The sequence below is a fragment of the Ferriphaselus sp. R-1 genome, from assembly GCF_000746095.1.
Lineage (GTDB): Bacteria > Pseudomonadota > Gammaproteobacteria > Burkholderiales > Gallionellaceae > Ferriphaselus.
On the sequence record NZ_JQKP01000001.1, the window covers coordinates 12,151 to 28,543 of the forward strand.

Sequence of the window (16,393 nt, forward strand, 5' to 3'; positions counted from 1 at the left end):
CCTGTGCCACTCGTGGCACCTGTGAAAGTGAGAGAGGGGGCGGGTTTCAGGCTGGCTTGGGTAATCGGAGTGCTTGTGGCACTCGTGCCATTACCAGCGTTGCCGATTACCCCTTCTTGTTTTTTGCGAGAGCCTTGTTTCGTTCTGCCACTAGTGGTTTGCGGGCAACTGCGCTTGCTTTTATCTCACATAAGCGTGTTAGTTCAGGTAGGAAGTGGTGTTTGGGATGTGTCAGCGAATCTGGGGTGATACACAGATACTGTAAGTGTGGATGAACCCACTCGGTCAGTGATTTGAGCGTAAAGCGTTGCCCGTAATCGGATGAGTTGGTGGTTTCATATTCGTGCCCGACATATTGGCAACGCACCTCTTCCGATACGCCCTTTTCCTTTAACAGGCTGTTGGATGTCTTGCGGAATGAGTGAAACACTTTCTGGCTATCACTGATATTCAGCGTGTCGAGATATTTACCAAAGCGTTCGCTGGGGGTGTTGCTGAACTTGCCAAAGCGGTCGGCAGTGAGATAGGGGAATAGCATTGTGCCGAAGCCCTTGGCATCCTCCACATAATCCAGAAAGCCCAATTCGATGAGAGTGGGGTGGATGGGGACGTTCCGTTTCGATGCATCGGTTTTGACGCTCTTGTAATCCTCGTCGTTGATTGAGATAGCCCAGATTCCGTCCACACAGACAATGTCCGTAATGGCAAGTTGGCACAACTCCTCAATGCGTCCGCCAGTATAAAGCCCCAGTAAGGGTAGCCAATAGTCGTCTGGCTTGGGACGGGCTTTGAGGTTTTCGGGCGAGAAGATGCTGGTCAACTCGTCTGTTGAGAATGGTTGATACGCCGTCTCGGCGCGGCACTTTTTCTCGTCTTTCTTTGTAAAGACCTTGTGCCCACGGGCGGGGTTGCTCCCTTCTGGATAGGCACCCGATGATATGGCGACCTCAAACAATCCGCCCAGAGCGGCGAGATATTTATTCTGGATGGTGCGGTCGCTAATGCCTTTGTGTTTCAGGTCGTCGATATAGTCGCCTATGTCTTGCCTACCAAGCTGTCGAATGGGGTAATGGGGCGTGTTCTTGCGATTCTTGACCCACTCGGCAAAGTTGTCGAGATTATTGCGATATTCGTAGAGGGTTTTCTCCTTCAACTTGTCCCGCTTGCGGGTGGAGAAGCGTTGAATCATTTCTTTCAGTGTCATTCCCCCCGCTTCGGGTTGGGGAGGGGGAATGTGGGCTGGTGCCCGAGGAGTGATTTTTGCTGGGGAGACAGTGCTGAGATTCATTTTCGTCAGCAACTGATACACCCCATCTACATCGGATGGGGTGTTGATATTCTTAATCTCCATGCCATTGGGCAAAAGGACATCAAACTTGGGCTTCGACCCAGAGGATTCTAGGCGGTTGAGTAAATCGTTAAAACTGTTAGGGTCGTTGGGATTGAATGCCATAGTTGAGCAGCCCGTTCTGTATTGGGCGATTATGGCAGAAATCTGGACTGATTTGAGTTTCGCCAATCTCGGCGACTTGGTGCCGAGTGAAAATCGACGCTCTTTTCGTAGACCGTTTTCGAGATACTGAATGCGGTAGTAATAAATCCCGTGGCGGGATTGGATGGTGTAAGCTGGCAACTTCATTGATTTCCCCGGATAGGGACCCCAATTAGTGCCACCGACTGCGAAACAGGGTATGAGTTATTGCTATGAAATCAAAAGGATGGGTGATTTGGCGGAGAGGGAGGGATTCGAACCCTCGGTACGGGGTTACCGTACGCCTGATTTCGAGTCAGGTACATTCGACCACTCTGCCACCTCTCCGAGGGGGCGCATTCTATCAGCAAGTTGAAAGGTTCGCGAGATTTGTTCGCCGACTTGGAGCACTCGGTCTGCTAGGGCTGCTGGCCTTGACGCTGTCCGCGTGCGAAGAGCCGAAGCCCGTCGCATTGCCGGCGTGGCAGCAGGGGCTGGTGGTGGTGGTGCCGAGTGAGGAGGCGGGCGAGGAAGCGGGGTTCGAGCGCGAACTGGTCGGCTTGTTCGCGCAGCAGTTGCAGTTGCCCGTCAGGTTGATCAGTGCCTCTCCCGATCAGGGTGCAGACATTCTGCAAGCGCGGCGGGCGCACTTTGCCGCGACTGGCATGAGTCGTAACGAGGAATCCACCTTCCACTTTGGTCCGGTGTATCGCACGACGCAGTTTCAGGTCGTGTGCGGAGCGGAACTTCCACCTGAAGTCAGTCATCTGGTCGATCTGCCCCTAGCGGTCGTGGCGGGCTCGGTGGAAGAGTCTGCCTTACTGGCGGCGCGGCAGAAGCAGCCTACCCTGCAATGGGCATCGCGCACTGATGCGACCATGCCCGAATTGCTGACGCAGGTCGCCGAGGGTGCGGCAGTTTGCACGGTCGTCGATGCGGATCAATTCAAGAGCCTGATCTTGTTGTATCCCGGCCTCAATCCCATGTTCAATCTGGGCGCACCGGTACAACAGGTGTGGGTGACACCGGCAGATGCGGCACCTGAGCTGCTCACCAGGATGGAAGAGTTCTTCGCTGGCATCCAGCGTGACGGGACATTGAGGAACTTGCTCGACCGACATTTCGGTGACCGCAAACGCGGCATCGAGCCCAGTGAAGCGGCAGATCTGCTGGCAGCGGTGGAGACGGAGCTGCCGCGCTACCGAAAACTGTTTGAGGAAGCCGGGCGGATCAGCGGTCTGGATTGGCATTTGATCGCGGCCATCGCTTTCCACGAATCGAAGTGGGACCCGCAGGCGACCTCGCCGACCAATGTGCGCGGCATGATGATGCTGACCGAAGATACGGCAGAGCGCATGGGAGTGCGTGACCGGCTCAACCCCCGCCAGAGCATCCGCGCCGGTGCCAAGTATCTAAAGCTGCTCAAGAGCCGACTGCCGGATTCCATCGCAGAGCCGGACCGCACCTGGTTCGCGCTGGCTGCCTACAATCAGGGTGCTGCGCATCTGGAAGATGCGCGCGTCCTGGCGCAGCGGCGCGGGCTCAATCCCGACCTTTGGGTGGATGTGAAGTCAGTGTTCCCGTTGCTGGCCGAACCGGAATACTTCGAGACCCTGAAGTTCGGCCATGCGCGCGGTGGAGAGGCTGTGTTCCTGGTGGAGCAGATCCGGGACTATATCCAGATACTTCGGGCGCGGACGGCGGTTGCCAAGGATGAGGAGGTCGAGCCCTCCATCCTGCACAGCTACTTCCATCCGTTCGAAGGTATGCCCAGGCTGCTGGGCATACTCTAGCTGGCTGCTGGCGCGGGCTCAGCCTGCTTGTTCGTGGTGCGTCCGCCCATGCAGGGACGTAGCACTTCCGAGATGCGCATACTGCCGTCGGCCTGCGGGTAATTTTGGCTTCGGCCATTCGCTGTGCTCATTTAACTTGCTTCGCAAGTTAGCCTGCACCGAAACAATCAACCAGCCCGAATGATTTCCTGCCCGCCCATATAGGGGCGTAGCACTTCCGGAATGCGTACGCTTCCATCGGCTTGTTGGTGGTTTTGGCTTCGGCCATTCGCTGTGCTCATTTAACTTGCTTCGCAAGTTAGCCTGCACCGAAACAATCAACCAGCCCGAATGATTTCCAGCCCGCCCATATAGGGACGTAGCACCTCAGGTATGCGCACGCTTCCATCGGCTTGTTGATTGTTTTCCAGCACCGCCACCAGTGTGCGGCCTACCGCCAGACCAGAGCCGTTTAGCGTGTGCAGCAACTCCGGTTTGCCCGCCGCATTGCGGAAACGGGCTTGCATGCGGCGCGCCTGGAAGGCTTCGAAGTTGGAGCAGGACGAGATTTCGCGGTAGGTATTTTGCGCGGGCAGCCACACTTCGATGTCGTAGGTGGTAGCCGACGAGAAGCCGATGTCGCCCGTGCACAGCTTCACCACACGATAGGGCAGTTCCAGCTTCTTGAGGATGGTCTCGGCGTGGCCGAGCAATTCCTCCAGCACATGATAAGAGGTGTCAGGATGCACCATCTGTACCAGCTCGACTTTCTCGAATTGGTGCTGGCGTATCATGCCGCGCGTGTCGCGGCCATAGGAACCGGCCTCGGAACGGAAGCACGGCGTGTGCGCCACAAACTTCAACGGCAGCTTTTCCAGCGGCACGATCTCGTCGCGCACCATGTTGGTGACGGGCACTTCGGCGGTGGGGATCAGGTAGAAATATTTCTCACGAATCTCCTCTCGGAGTGAGCCTGCTGTACCTTGACTAACAATGCGCGCCTGTTCTGCGGCACTTGGCTCCTCAAGGCCAAATGGGATTTTGAACAAATCTTCCTCGAACTTCGGCAACTGCCCGGTGCCGCGCATCGAGTCGGCGTTGACCATGAACGGGACGTAAGTCTCGGTATAGCCATGCTGTTCGGTGTGGGTGTCGAGCATGAACTGCGCCAGTGAGCGATGCAGCCGCGCCAGCGAGCCTTTCAGCAAAGTGAAGCGGGCACCGGAGATCTTGGTGGCGGTCTCGAAATCCAGCCCGCCCAGGCCTTCGCCCAGACTGACGTGATCCTGCACCGCAAAATCGAACTTCGTCGGCTCGCCGAAGCGGCGCACTTCCTCGTTGTCGGCCTCGGATTTCCCTACCGGCACGCTGGCATGCGGCACGTTGGGAATCACCGCCAGAAAAGCGTCCAGCGCCTGCAACACCTGCGGTAACTGGGCTTCCAGTTGCTTCAGCTCGTCACCGATACCGGCGACCTCGGCCATGATCGCAGAGGTATCCTCGCCCTTGGCCTTGGCTTGGCCGATGCGCTTGGAAGTGGCGTTGCGCTGCGCCTGCAAGTCCTGAGTACGCGTCTGGATGGTCTTGCGCTCGGCTTCCAGTTGCTCGAAGCGCGCCGTATCCAGCACGAAGCCGCGCGCGGCCAGGCGAGTGGCGACTCCACTCAGGTCGTTACGTAAGGTTTGAATGTCCAGCATGATGTCCCTCTGTTCAGTAGTGGCGCGCCGACCGCATCGGCAGGCGCGATTATAAGTTTTCCCCGGAGAGGCTTGGGCAGTGTTTGACGTGCTCGACCTCGCGTGCCGTGCGCTCGATTTCCGCGATATCCTCGGGGTGAGTGGCGCGATACTGCTGGCGCGCCGCCCGTATCCCGGCCAGATGCGGCTCGACATTCGCTGGCTCCAGACGCATGCCCCAGTCGCCCGCAGCCTCCGGAGTATCGAACATCCGTTTTACCACACGCTGCCCCAGCTCGGTGGTGTAGTGGGACGAATCGGAGTACCAGCGCATGGCGCGGCTGACATCGCCTTGCTTGGGCACGTCCTCGGTCGAGAAGGCATCGTAGCCGCTGAAATCCCACAGTGCTGCAGGAGGTCGCCCGGCACGAGCCGCTTCTTTCTGGTTGATGCTCACGAGCTGCCGCTTCCAGTTTTCCCACGGCTCCCACAGGCTCGCTGCCGCCAGCGTTTCCCATTGGCGGGCGTGCGAAGGCGAAATGAAGAGGCGCAGCTCGACCTGATGGTCGTGGGCCAGACGCAACATCTGGCGGAAGTCGTCCATCGGGACAACGCCGTTGCGCCCGATCAGAGTAAAGCTGCACGCCGGATAGGGCAGGTATTTCTCCATCAGATACATGCGCTCGTTGGCGATGAACTGCGGGCGATAGATGCCACGCAGGATGTTGAGATTCAACGGAGTGCGGAAGCCGTCGGCATAGCAGCAACTGCCCGCCGGGGTGGTCTTGAGGCGGTGTTTCATCCAGGCATCGTTCAGCGCACTGACCGACAGCAACAGAGCGTAAGGACGCATGGGATCGTAGTTCTCCTCGACATAGTCGGAAGGCAGGACAAAGTTCGCGTTGAAGGCAAAGAAATCCAGCCCGATCACCACGGTCCTCGCCTTGCCCTCGATGATGGCCAGCTCCATCAGGCGCAGCGTTTCGCGGATGGGCTGCCCGAACGTGGCCAGATTGTGTACCCGTAGCCCTGCGGGCAGGCCCTGCTCGCGACCAATGCCGATGTCGGTGCGCGAGGTGCCGATGAACACCACATCTGCCGGGCTGCGCGCCAGATGGACAGTCTTGAAGACGCGCTCGCTCATCACCACCAGCGGGCGGTCTCCAGCTTCGCCCTCATGGTCGCGGTAGATCGCATAGGGGTCGAGCCAGCCGTTGAAACCGGCCATCCCCCCGGCAAGCAGCAGGGTGGCGATCAGCAGATGGGCGAGGTAGCGCAACATGGCTAGAACTGGAAGTAGAGGAAGTCGCGCACCCGCGACAGGAAGGACAGCGACAGCACGAAGGCCAGTGCGGTCAGCCAGGCGTACACCGGATGGAAGCGCCAGCGCAGACGGGTCTCGGTCAGCGCCTCACCGTCCAGTACCGGGCGGAAGCCGCGCATCATTTGCTGCACATTGGGCAGCAGCCAGACGATCATCAGGCCGAGCAAGATGAGGATCAGTGCGCGATCACCGTTCACCTTGGATAGCGGAGCCAGGCCGTTCATCGCTACCCCGGCGAGCCAGTCGGGATGGCTCTCGTGCAGCGAGTACCACGCCGACTCCGACAGCGAAAGCCCATTCTGCCCAGCCATGCCGGCCAGGATGGAGAGCGCCGAAGCGAAATTCTCGGCGCGGAAGAACACCCAGGCCACCACCACCGCCAAGAAGGTCAGCAGCACCGACAGGATGCGCACCAGTCCGCCGCCCTCACCCAGCCCCAGCTTGCCGCGCAGTGCCCGCCAGCTGTGGTTGATGGCCAGATACAGGCCATGCAGCCCGCCCCAGACCACGAAAGTCCAACCAGCTCCGTGCCACAGTCCGCCGAGCAGCATCGTCACCATCATATTCAGATGGCGCCGAGCTGGGCCGCGCCGATTGCCACCCAGCGGGATGTAAAGATAGTCGCGCAGGAAGCGCGACAGGGTCATGTGCCAGCGTCGCCAGAAATCGATGATGCTAGCGGCCCGGTAGGGGGAGTTGAAGTTCAAGGGCAGCCGGACGTTGAACATCAGCGACAGGCCGATGGCCATGTCCGAGTAGCCGGAGAAATCGAAATACAGTTGCAGCGCATAGCTGAGTGCGCCTATCCAGGCCTCGAACACGGAGGGCGCACCGCCCGCGCTGGCCGCCGCGAAGATGGGGCCGGGGAACTCCGCCAGCGAGTCGGCCAGCAACACCTTTTTGGCCAAGCCAAGCACGAAGATGGTTAGCCCCAGGGCGAAGTTCTCGCCGTGGAACTTGAAGGTCGCCGGGCGGGCAAACTGAGGCATCATCTCTTTGTGATGCAGCACCGGGCCAGCGATCAGGTGGGGAAAGTAAGTGACGAACAGCAAGTAGTGGGCAAAGTTGTACTCCTTCACCTCGCCGCGCCAGGTATCCACCAGGAAGGCGATCTGGGTGAAAGTGAAGAAGGAAATGCCCAGCGGCAGGATGATCTTGTTGACTTCCCAAGCGGTTCCGGCTACTTCGTTGAGGTTGCTGACGAAGAAATTGGCGTACTTGAAATAGGCTAGCAGCAGCAGGTTCGCCGCGATGGCGACCACCAGCACCCGCTTCTGGGTGGCGCGCTCGTGCCGGACACCGGCCTTGGCGATCCAGGTGCCGAAGGTGTAGTTGGCGACGATGGACAGCAGCAGCAGCCCGACGTAGGCCGGATTCCAGTAGCCGTAGAAGAACAGTGAGGCGAAGGCCAGCCAGGCGGTGGCCAGCGTCTGGCCGGAGCGGGCCAGCCAGAAGAACCCGAGCAGGACGACGGGCAGGAAAATGAAGATGAAGGTATAGGAGTTGAACAGCATCAGTCGTTCGCCCGGGCAGTGGCTGAGCCGACGAACTGCAGCGTCCTGTCATCCATGGTGCTCACCTGCCGCTTCTCGGCCTGGGCATCAGCGCGGCTGCGCCCGGTACAGGAACGGCCCCAGCACCAGTGCATCCAGCCCGGCTGCCTCGAAAGCGCGTATCGCCTCGGCGGCGGTGCGCACGATGGGCTCCTCGTGCATGTTGAAGCTGGTGTTGATCACGCTGGGCACACCGGTGATGGTGCAGTATTCGCTCAGGATGTCGTAGTAGCCGGGGTTGTCCTCGCGCCTCAGCACTTGCGGGCGCGCCGTGCCGTCGATGTGCACTGCGGCCGGGATGTTTTGCTTGGCGATGTCGGACGCATCGTAGGTGATGGTCATGAAGCGCGCCGCGATCTGGTCTTCCGCCCAGTCCGGGAAATACTCATGGGCGCGTTCCTGCAAGATGACCGGCGCGAACGGCATGAATTCGGTGCGGGCGAACTTCTTGTTCAGCCACTGGTTGATGCTGGGGTCGTGGCAGGGAGCCATCACGGTGCGATTGCCCAGCGCGCGCGGGCCGTATTCCATGCCGCCATCGGCACGCGCCACCACCTTGCCGTCGGCCAGCAGACGACCGACGGTCTGTGCCAGATTCTCCGGCTCTTCGAAACTTACGCCCGCCGCTTGCAAGGCTTGCAGCGCATTCTCGCGATCGATCCGGGTGCCCAGATAGACGCCGCCCAGTGTCGGGCGCAGGCCGCCTAGTGCCAGCGCATAGACTTCCAGTGCCGCCCCGGTCGCCAGGCCGCCATCGCCCATATTGGGATGGACGTAGATGTTGTCGACACCGGGCAGCGCGAGGATGCGCTGGTTCAACTTGACGTTGGAGAACACCCCACCCGCCAGCACCAGCTTGCTCACGTTCAGCTTGCCGACCTGCTCCTGCACCCAGGCGCAGATCATCTGCTCGGTGTAGGCCTGAAGTCCGGCGGCGATGTCCTCGCGCGACAGGTCACCGCAGAGCTCCTTGACCACTTCGGTCCCCATCGGCGAGACCGGACGCAATGGCACCCGGGTCAGCCGAGCATCGAACAGGGTGTTCCAGTCCTTGGGGTTGGTGTGCGCCATCAAGCGCGACAGGAAGGGCTCGGGGTTGCCGAAGGCGGCCAAGCCCAGCACCTTGCCTTCGTGCCGACCGGCGATGAAGCCCAGATGGTGGGTGATGGCGGAATACAACAGGCCGATGCTGTTCAGGTAGGACAGGTGCAGGACCTCTTGCATTTTGCCATGTGCGCCTACCCAGACCGAGCCCCACGAGAAATCGCCCGCACCATCCAGCGTGATGACACCGACGCGCTCATCACCAAACGGGCTGCAATAGTAGGCTGAAGCAGCATGGGCGCGATGGTGGCCGATGGCTTGCATCGGCTTGTCGGCCAGTGCACCTTCGGGTTTGCGGCGCGGGCGCAGGGCGCGCGTATAGCGCTCGAACACGTGCTTCCAGTAGAACTTCTTCAGTTCGGGCTCTTGCTTGCCGAGCAGCGCCACGCGCTTGAACAGCTGATCGAGGATGGGTTTCTGATCCCAGCGCGAAAGGTTCGCCATCGCCACCACATCGACATCCTGCGCACGGATACCGGCGATGGACAGCACTTCGGCGATCGCTCCGGTGGGATAGGCGTTGTCGCACTTGATGCGCGAGATGCGCTCTTCCTCGACCGAGGCGACGACCTTGCCGTCGATCACCACTGCGGCGGCAGAGTTGTGGTCACGCCGATTGCCATTGATGCCAAGAACGATCATTTAGAACCTCAGAAAATATCGAATCACGAGCTATTTCGCCTGCTCGTCCAGCGCGCGCAGATGCGCCAATTTCTCGGCGATCTTGCCTTCCAGTCCGCGCCCGGTGGGCTGGTAGAAGCTCACCTCCGGCATGCCGTCGGGGAAATAGTGCTCGCCTGCTGCGTAACCTTCCGCCTCGTTATGCGCGTAGCGGTAATCCTTGCCGTAATCGAGCTGTTTCATCAGCTTGGTCGGCGCATTACGCAGGTGCAGCGGCACTTCGCGCGAGCTATCCTGTTTGACGAAAGCGCGGGCGGCATTATACGCGACATAGCCCGCGTTCGACTTGGCGGCAACGGCGAGGTAGAGCACCGCCTGCGCCAGCGCCAGTTCCCCTTCCGGCGAGCCGAGGCGCTCGTAGGTGGTAGCGGCATCGTTGCACAGCTGCATGGCGCGCGGGTCGGCCAGGCCGATGTCTTCCCAGGCCATGCGCACGATGCGGCGAGCCAGGTAGCGCGGGTCGGCACCGCCGTCCAGCATGCGGGTGAACCAGTACAGCGCCGCATCCGGATTGGAGCCGCGCACCGATTTGTGCAGCGCGGAGATCTGGTCGTAGAAAGCCTCTCCACCCTTATCGAAGCGGCGCATCTTCTGCGCCAGCGTGGCATCGAGGAATTTGGTGTCGACCTTGTCCAGCTTCGCGGCGTTGGCAGCGGTCTGCAACTGTTCCAGCACATTGAGCAGGCGGCGCGCATCGCCGTCGGCATAGCCGATCACGCGCTCTTTCGCCGCCGCGTCGAACTCCAGCCCCCGCAAATCGACCTGCAGCGCGCGCTCGAACAATTGCCCCATCTCGTCCTCGGACAAAGATTGCAGCACATACACCTGCGCCCGCGACAACAGCGCGTTGTTCAGTTCAAAAGAAGGGTTCTCGGTGGTCGCGCCGATAAAGGTGACCAGCCCCTGCTCGACGAAAGGCAGAAAGGCATCCTGCTGCGACTTGTTGAAACGGTGCACTTCATCGACGAATAGGATGGTGTGGCGGCCGCTCTGCTGCAAGGTCTGCTCGGCCTGCGCGATGGCATCGCGGATGTCCTTCACGCCGGACAGCACCGCCGACAGCGGCACGAACTCGGCATCGAACGCCGACGCCATCAGCCGCGCCAGCGTGGTCTTGCCCACGCCCGGCGGGCCCCACAGGATCATCGAATGCAGCTTGCCGGACTGGAACGCCAGCCGCAGCGGCTTGCCCTCGCCCAGCAGATGCGACTGGCCGATGACTTCGTCGATATGCTGCGGACGCAGCCGTTCGGCCAGCGGCGCGGCGGGAGTATGGGAGTGGAACAGGGAGTCTTGGGCTGCCATCATGGTGCGCAATGATAATCCGAATCGGCGTGTGCGCCGGAAAAAACCGGGCGGCTAGATGCCACGCAGGACTTCGCAACCGTCGGCAGCACAGCGCAACGCATAACCGTGTTCGTCCCAATCACCTAGCACCCAGCGCTCGCAGGTATGGTCATCGAGATGCAGCACATGGCGGTTGGGGCGGTGGGTGTGGCCGTGGATCAGGCGCGGGTAGGCATGTGCGCGCAACAACGCGGCGACGGCATCGACATTCACATCCATGATAGCCGCACTTTTGACCTGTTTCTCGTTGTGGCTGCGCTCGCGCAGTTGCTCGATGTAGGCCTTGCGCTCAGCAAGCGGCTGCGTCAGGAACTGCTGCTGCCAGGCTGGACTGCGGACTAGCTTACGGAACTGTTGGTACTCGGTATCGTCGGTGCACAGCGCATCACCGTGGCTGAGCAGCGTCGGCTTGCCATAGAGGTCGACCAGCACCGGATCGGCCAGCAGCGTGGCTCCGCAAGCGGATGCCAGCGCCTGGCCCATCAGCAGGTCGCGGTTGCCGTGCAGCAGATGGAGGCAAACGCCGCTAGCCGACAGCTCATGCAAGCTGTGGGTAATCTGACGATGGAACGGATCATCGAGATCGTCGTCGCCCGCCCAGTATTCGAACAGGTCGCCGAGGATGTATAGCGCCTCGGCGCGGGGAGCGTACTCGGACAGAAAACGCTCGAACGCAGCCGTGATCTGCGGCTGGCTCCGACATAGATGCAGGTCGGAAATGAGCAGGGTGTGAGTCATCGGGGCGGTGACCAATGGGCAGTCCGGAGTGAGCTCCGGCCTTTCCCTCTCCCGCCGGGAGAGGGAAGCAGGTGCTTATTGCACCACTTCAGCCTTGGTGATGATGACATCTTCCTTGGGCACATCCTGATGGAAACCGCTGTTACCGGTCTTCACCTTACGGATGGCATCGACCACGTCCGTGCCGTCCACCACCTTGCCGAACACGCAATAGCCCCAGCCCTGGCTGTTGGGGGCGGAGTGGTTGAGGAAGCTGTTGTTCTTGATGTTGATGAAGAACTGGGCGGTCGCCGAGTGCGGGTCGGAGGTGCGCGCCATGGCGATCGTGTACAGCTCGTTCTTCAAGCCGTTGTCGGCTTCGTTCTTGATCGGCGCATTGGTCGATTTCTGCTTCATGCCCGGCTCGAAACCGCCGCCCTGGATCATGAAACCATCGATCACGCGATGGAACACGGTGTTGCTGTAAAAGCCGCTGTTGACGTAGTCCAGGAAGTTCTTGACGGTGACCGGGGCTTTCTCGGCATCCAGTTCCAGAGTGATGATGCCGAAGTTGGTGTGCAGCTTGACCATGGGGTGTTTTCCTTGAGTTGACGTGTGAAGTGGGGCTGCGAACGCAGAGAGCGACAGCAGCAGGGATAGAAAGGCAAAGAATCTCTTCATGTGAAGTACCGGGGACGTGCGTTGGAGCTGAGCGGTCAGGCCGCGCCTTCGTACAGGATCTGCCAGCGCTCACCTTGCTTGATCCAATACTGGCGCTTTTTCATCTTGTTGTTCAGATTGTTGCTGGAGTAGTCCTGCTCGAAGTTGACCACGGCCATGTTGGTGGTGCCAGGGTAGGGGAACACGCTGAGATTGTTCACCTCGACCTTGATCCAGGCTTTGCCTGCATTGACCTTGCCTTTGTGGCTGGCCCAGGCGGCGTAGTCCATGTCTTCACTGTAGAAGTTACGGGCATAGTGTTTCAGGTAGGCCTCGGTATCGCGGCTGGACCAGTCGGTGCGCCAATGCTCGATCTCCTTCAGCAGTGCGTCACGCTCTGCCTTGTCCTTGTCATCCGACCATTCCATCTGGTTGGTGATGACCACGGGTGTCTTGCCGATCTGCAACATCTTGGACAGCCGGTTCAGGTCATCGTTGGCCAGCACCACGCAGCCGCTGCTGGCGAGCGGGGGGCGGCTGTAAGTGTCGCTCGGCGTGCCGTGGATCCAGATGCCATGGCCGCTGCGGCCATGCTTGATGTCCCATTCATTCGGGTAGCTCAGCGGGAAAGCTCCCACGCCATAGAAGTCGGTCAGGCTGCTGGCGGGCAAGCTGTCCTTGACGTAATACACGCCGATAGGCGTGCGCTTGTCGCCCTCGTTGGTCTTGTCCGCACCGGATTTGCCTATGCTGATGTAATAGTCCGTCACGTAACGCGGTTCGTTATCCACGTTCTCGAACACGTACAAGGTGGAGCGGCTGGCATCGACGACCAGAGCGTGCTTCTGTTCCGGATCCAGTTTCCAAAGGTGTTTGGGGATAGAGGAGACCGGGGTCTGGTCCTGATAGCGTTGTAACCGGGCTTGAGCTTCTGATCGCAGGTCCTCGATCTTGTCATGGGGCGCACCGGAAGCATTGCCGAAGCCGGTGAGCGGCTTGGCTCTGGCCATCAGCAGATCGGCCTTTACCAGCTGAGCCAGACGGAAGTTAGGATTGGCCTTGACCAAGGCATCGGCTTCACGTAGGGCCGCATCCATGTGGCCCTCCTTCAATGCCAGCAGGGCATGGGCGAGTTGGGCTTCCAAAGAGCGGGACTCGGCCATCGCCATCGCGGGGATGGCGAGTAGCGCGGCCAGAAGTGAGAGCCGGAGACGCTTGGTCATGCCGATTACTTGGCTTGCTCTTCCTGGATCTGCCAGCTATTGCCTGATTTGACCAGCAGCAAGGTCTTGGTGCCGGTCGAGTTCAGCTTGCTGGATTGATAGATCTGTTTGAACGTGACGCTGGCATGGGTGTCATCGATCTTGCTGACCTTGGCATTCTCGATGGAGACCTGAATGAATTTGGGCGCAGAGATGCGTTCTTCACGGGTTTTTTCCCAGGCCGCACGATCCTCGCCGCCCGGAGTCTTGAAATCCGGGGCGTAGAAGGACAGGTAGCGCTTCACGTCCTGTGTCGACCACGCAGCAGACCAGTCGTTGGTCATCTTCAGGATGGCAGCATCGCCAGCGTCAGCCGGTGCAGTCCGGGTCTCGGCGGCAGGTGCGATGGGTGCAGCGGGGGTTGCTGCAGCACTGGCCGTCTTGGCAGGCTTGGCTGCCTTGGTGCCAAACAGCTCGCGTATCAGCTCCAGCTTGGTTTGGGTCTTGGCGTTGCTGCGATCCAACTGGAGTGCGCGGTCATACGCCTGGCTGGCCATCTTGGCGTAGATGTCGCCGAGGTTCTCGTGGGCCGTAGCGTAGCTCGGGTGGGTGCGGATGGCGACTTCCAGTGCCACCTTGGCTTTTTCATACTGTCCCAGGCCGGCATACAGTACCGCCAGATTGTTGTATGGCTCGGGCAACTCGGGGTAGTCGTTGGTCAGAGCGGTGAAGACGGCGATCGCATCGTTGGGCTTGTTCTCTTCGACCAAAATCAGCCCCTTCAGGAAACGAGCCTGCGCATCCTTGGGTTTGTTCGCCAGAATGGAGTTCACCTTTTCCAGCGCCTTGGCATGTTGCCCCTGCTTGAACAGGGAGTTCGCATCCTGGAAGTCATCAGCGCCAGCAGTCAGGCTGAAGCAAAGCAAGAGTGCACAGAACACGCTGCGCTGGCCAATTGAACAGGACTTCTTCATGTCGTAGTCTTCCAAAATTGTTGGTTGAAATCACGGAAATAGCGTTGCTTGATAAGAATTATTCCTACTTGCCCCGACGCGCCCCGAACTATAAATATTTTTCGCCGAATTTACCATCTTTTTGAGTGGGATAAAGGGCTATTCCCGGACTAGTGGCGCTTGCGCGGTGGCATCAGGTCGGTGATGGTGCCTTCGGCCATTTCGGCGGCGAAGTTGAGCGTCTCCGACAGCGTGGGGTGCGGGTGGATGGTCAGGCCGATGTCTTCCATATCGGCCCCCATTTCCAACGCCAGCACGGCTTCGGCAATCAGCTCGCCCGCATTGGTGCCGACGATGGACGCGCCGAGAATGCGGCGGGTCTTGGGGTCGAGCAGCACTTTGGTCGAACCTTCGTCGCGACCGATGGACAAGGCGCGACCGGAAGCTGCCCAGGGAAACACGCCTTTTTCGTATTCGATGCCCTGCGCCTTGGCCTGGGTCTCGGTCAGTCCCATCCACGCCACTTCCGGATCGGTGTAGGCGACGGATGGGATGGTCAGCGGCTCGAAGAACGCCTTGTGTCCGGCGATGTTCTCCGCCGCCACCTTGCCCTCGTGCACTGCCTTGTGCGCCAGCATCGGGTCGCCGACGATGTCGCCGATGGCGTAGATGTGTGGCACGTTGGTGCGCTGCTGCTTGTCCACTGGGATGAAGCCGCGCTCGTTCACCGCCAGGCCTGCCGCCTCGGCGTTGATGGCGCGACCATTCGGGCGACGGCCCACAGCCATCAGCACGCGGTCGTACAACTGCGGCTCAGCAGGTGCCTGCTCGCCCTCGAACGTCACGCGCAGACCTTCCGGCAGCGCCTCGATCTGGGTCACCTTGGTCTTCAGCATGATGGACTCATAGCGCTTCTCGATGCGCTTGTGCAGCGGCTTGACGATGTCCTTGTCCGCGCCCGGCATCAGTTGATCCATCAGCTCGACCACGGAGATCTGCGCTCCCAGCGCGTCGTACACCGTCGCCATTTCCAGTCCGATGATGCCGCCGCCGATCACCAGCATGCGCTTGGGCACATCCTTCAGCGCCAGCGCGCCAGTGGAATCGATGATGCGCTCGTCTTCATAGGGGAAGCCGGGGATGCGTGCCACGCTGGAACCCGCCGCGACGATGCAATTGTCGAACGAGACGGTCTTCACGCCCTCGGCGGTTTGTACCTCCAGCATGTGCGACGCAACGAACTTCGCCACCCCATGCACGGTCTGCACCTTGCGCTGTTTGGCCAATCCCGCGAGGCCGCCGGTCAGCTTGCTGATGACGCTTTCCTTCCAGCCACGAATCTTGTCGATGTCGAAGGAGGGCTTGCCGAAGGTCACGCCGTGGTGGCTCACTTCTTCGGCTTCGGTAATGACTTTGGCGACATGCAACAGCGCCTTGGACGGGATACAACCCACGTTCAGACACACGCCGCCCAGCGTGGCGTGCTTTTCGATCAGCACCACCTGCTTGCCGAGGTCCGCCGCACGGAACGCCGCCGTGTAACCGCCGGGGCCTGCGCCCAGCACTACGACTTCGGCGTGGATGTCGCCTTTCGTCGAGTGCTGAGTGCTGGGTGCTGAGTGTTGAGTGGGGGCGGCGGAAGACTCGGGGGCAGTGGTTTTTGGCTCGGCACTCGGCACTCGTTGTTCGGTACTTTCCAGCAATACGATCACCGAGCCTTCGCCCACCTTGTCGCCCACTTTGACCTTCAGCTCCTTCACTACGCCTGCCGTCGGTGTCGGCACGTCCATGGTGGCCTTATCCGTTTCCAGCGTGATCAGCGTCTGCTCAGCCTCCACGCTGTCGCCCGCCTTTACGGCGATTTCGATGATGGCGACATCCTTGAAACCGCCGATGTCGGGTACTTTGATCTCAATGGTGCTCATGTTCTTTC

General features: G+C 60.2%; 13 protein-coding genes and 1 tRNA gene. 1 reads left to right on the top strand and 13 read right to left on the bottom strand.

The features are described from left to right. Positions 1-106: 106 nt before the first annotated feature. Together DM08_RS00075 and DM08_RS00080 are read right to left on the bottom strand one after the other, a co-directional pair. Positions 107-1,639, bottom strand: coding sequence for a tyrosine-type recombinase/integrase (locus DM08_RS00075; RefSeq protein ID WP_035382517.1), 1,533 nt, complete (start codon positions 1,637-1,639; stop codon positions 107-109). An 89-nt stretch (positions 1,640-1,728) separates the two neighbouring features. Next, a tRNA-Ser gene (locus tag DM08_RS00080) sits at positions 1,729-1,819 on the bottom strand. Between the two features lie 86 nt (positions 1,820-1,905). Here DM08_RS00080 and mltF point away from each other — a divergent pair. Beyond that, a complete protein-coding gene (gene mltF / locus DM08_RS00085; protein ID WP_051937678.1) occupies positions 1,906-3,264 on the top strand; it encodes a membrane-bound lytic murein transglycosylase MltF in 1,359 nt (452 codons plus the stop codon). On the opposite strand, the gene DM08_RS13255 is transcribed toward mltF, so the two are convergent. The 11 genes from DM08_RS13255 to lpdA form a co-directional block, all read right to left on the bottom strand. Further along, entirely contained in the window at positions 3,261-3,395 is a 135-nt protein-coding gene (locus DM08_RS13255; protein ID WP_255358295.1) for a hypothetical protein, read from the bottom strand. The two genes, mltF and DM08_RS13255, sit on opposite strands and share 4 nt — an antisense overlap. A 186-nt stretch (positions 3,396-3,581) precedes the next feature. Next, on the bottom strand, positions 3,582-4,940 hold the full coding sequence (serS, locus tag DM08_RS00090) for a serine--tRNA ligase (RefSeq protein WP_035382518.1): 1,359 nt from the start codon (positions 4,938-4,940) through the stop codon (positions 3,582-3,584). 49 nt (positions 4,941-4,989) lie between these two features. Beyond that, positions 4,990-6,201, bottom strand: a complete 1,212-nt coding sequence (locus DM08_RS00095) for a hypothetical protein (protein WP_051937679.1) — start codon at positions 6,199-6,201, stop codon at positions 4,990-4,992. Positions 6,202-6,203: 2 nt separating this feature from the next. Then, a complete protein-coding gene (locus DM08_RS00100) occupies positions 6,204-7,757 on the bottom strand; it encodes an MBOAT family O-acyltransferase (protein ID WP_035382519.1) in 1,554 nt (517 codons plus the stop codon). Between the two features lie 87 nt (positions 7,758-7,844). After that, complete coding sequence (locus tag DM08_RS00105) at positions 7,845-9,542, bottom strand: carbamoyltransferase family protein (protein ID WP_051937680.1); 1,698 nt, start codon at positions 9,540-9,542, stop codon at positions 7,845-7,847. Between the two features lie 30 nt (positions 9,543-9,572). Further along, the gene (locus tag DM08_RS00110; RefSeq protein ID WP_275451037.1) at positions 9,573-10,889 is read right to left on the bottom strand and encodes a replication-associated recombination protein A; all 1,317 of its coding nucleotides are present in this window, start codon (positions 10,887-10,889) and stop codon (positions 9,573-9,575) included. Positions 10,890-10,940: 51 nt separating this feature from the next. Continuing rightward, positions 10,941-11,666 (bottom strand): UDP-2,3-diacylglucosamine diphosphatase, encoded by a 726-nt coding sequence (locus tag DM08_RS00115; protein ID WP_035382520.1) that lies wholly within the window; start codon positions 11,664-11,666, stop codon positions 10,941-10,943. A 75-nt stretch (positions 11,667-11,741) separates the two neighbouring features. Beyond that, positions 11,742-12,236 (bottom strand): peptidylprolyl isomerase, encoded by a 495-nt coding sequence (locus DM08_RS00120; protein ID WP_035382521.1) that lies wholly within the window; start codon positions 12,234-12,236, stop codon positions 11,742-11,744. Between the two features lie 125 nt (positions 12,237-12,361). Then, on the bottom strand, positions 12,362-13,528 hold the full coding sequence (locus DM08_RS00125) for a L,D-transpeptidase family protein (protein WP_035382523.1): 1,167 nt from the start codon (positions 13,526-13,528) through the stop codon (positions 12,362-12,364). A gap of 5 nt (positions 13,529-13,533) precedes the next feature. Continuing rightward, on the bottom strand, positions 13,534-14,481 hold the full coding sequence (locus DM08_RS00130) for a nuclear transport factor 2 family protein (RefSeq protein WP_035382525.1): 948 nt from the start codon (positions 14,479-14,481) through the stop codon (positions 13,534-13,536). Between the two features lie 149 nt (positions 14,482-14,630). Next, the gene (lpdA, locus tag DM08_RS00135) at positions 14,631-16,385 is read right to left on the bottom strand and encodes a dihydrolipoyl dehydrogenase (RefSeq protein WP_035382527.1); all 1,755 of its coding nucleotides are present in this window, start codon (positions 16,383-16,385) and stop codon (positions 14,631-14,633) included. Positions 16,386-16,393: the final 8 nt, after the last annotated feature.

What these genes read in the sequence shown, in the direction of transcription:
- DM08_RS00115 (WP_035382520.1), bottom strand. Translation starts at nt 11,666, where the DNA reads ATGACTCACACCCTGCTCATTTCCGACCTGCATCTATGTCGGAGCCAG.
- DM08_RS00075 (WP_035382517.1), bottom strand. Translation starts at nt 1,639, where the DNA reads ATGAAGTTGCCAGCTTACACCATCCAATCCCGCCACGGGATTTATTAC.
- serS (WP_035382518.1), bottom strand. Translation starts at nt 4,940, where the DNA reads ATGCTGGACATTCAAACCTTACGTAACGACCTGAGTGGAGTCGCCACT.
- DM08_RS00095 (WP_051937679.1), bottom strand. Translation starts at nt 6,201, where the DNA reads ATGTTGCGCTACCTCGCCCATCTGCTGATCGCCACCCTGCTGCTTGCC.
- DM08_RS00100 (WP_035382519.1), bottom strand. Translation starts at nt 7,757, where the DNA reads ATGCTGTTCAACTCCTATACCTTCATCTTCATTTTCCTGCCCGTCGTC.
- lpdA (WP_035382527.1), bottom strand. Translation starts at nt 16,385, where the DNA reads ATGAGCACCATTGAGATCAAAGTACCCGACATCGGCGGTTTCAAGGAT.
- DM08_RS13255 (WP_255358295.1), bottom strand. Translation starts at nt 3,395, where the DNA reads ATGAGCACAGCGAATGGCCGAAGCCAAAATTACCCGCAGGCCGACGGC.
- DM08_RS00105 (WP_051937680.1), bottom strand. Translation starts at nt 9,542, where the DNA reads ATGATCGTTCTTGGCATCAATGGCAATCGGCGTGACCACAACTCTGCC.
- DM08_RS00120 (WP_035382521.1), bottom strand. Translation starts at nt 12,236, where the DNA reads ATGGTCAAGCTGCACACCAACTTCGGCATCATCACTCTGGAACTGGAT.
- DM08_RS00130 (WP_035382525.1), bottom strand. Translation starts at nt 14,481, where the DNA reads ATGAAGAAGTCCTGTTCAATTGGCCAGCGCAGCGTGTTCTGTGCACTC.
- DM08_RS00125 (WP_035382523.1), bottom strand. Translation starts at nt 13,528, where the DNA reads ATGACCAAGCGTCTCCGGCTCTCACTTCTGGCCGCGCTACTCGCCATC.
- DM08_RS00110 (WP_275451037.1), bottom strand. Translation starts at nt 10,889, where the DNA reads ATGATGGCAGCCCAAGACTCCCTGTTCCACTCCCATACTCCCGCCGCG.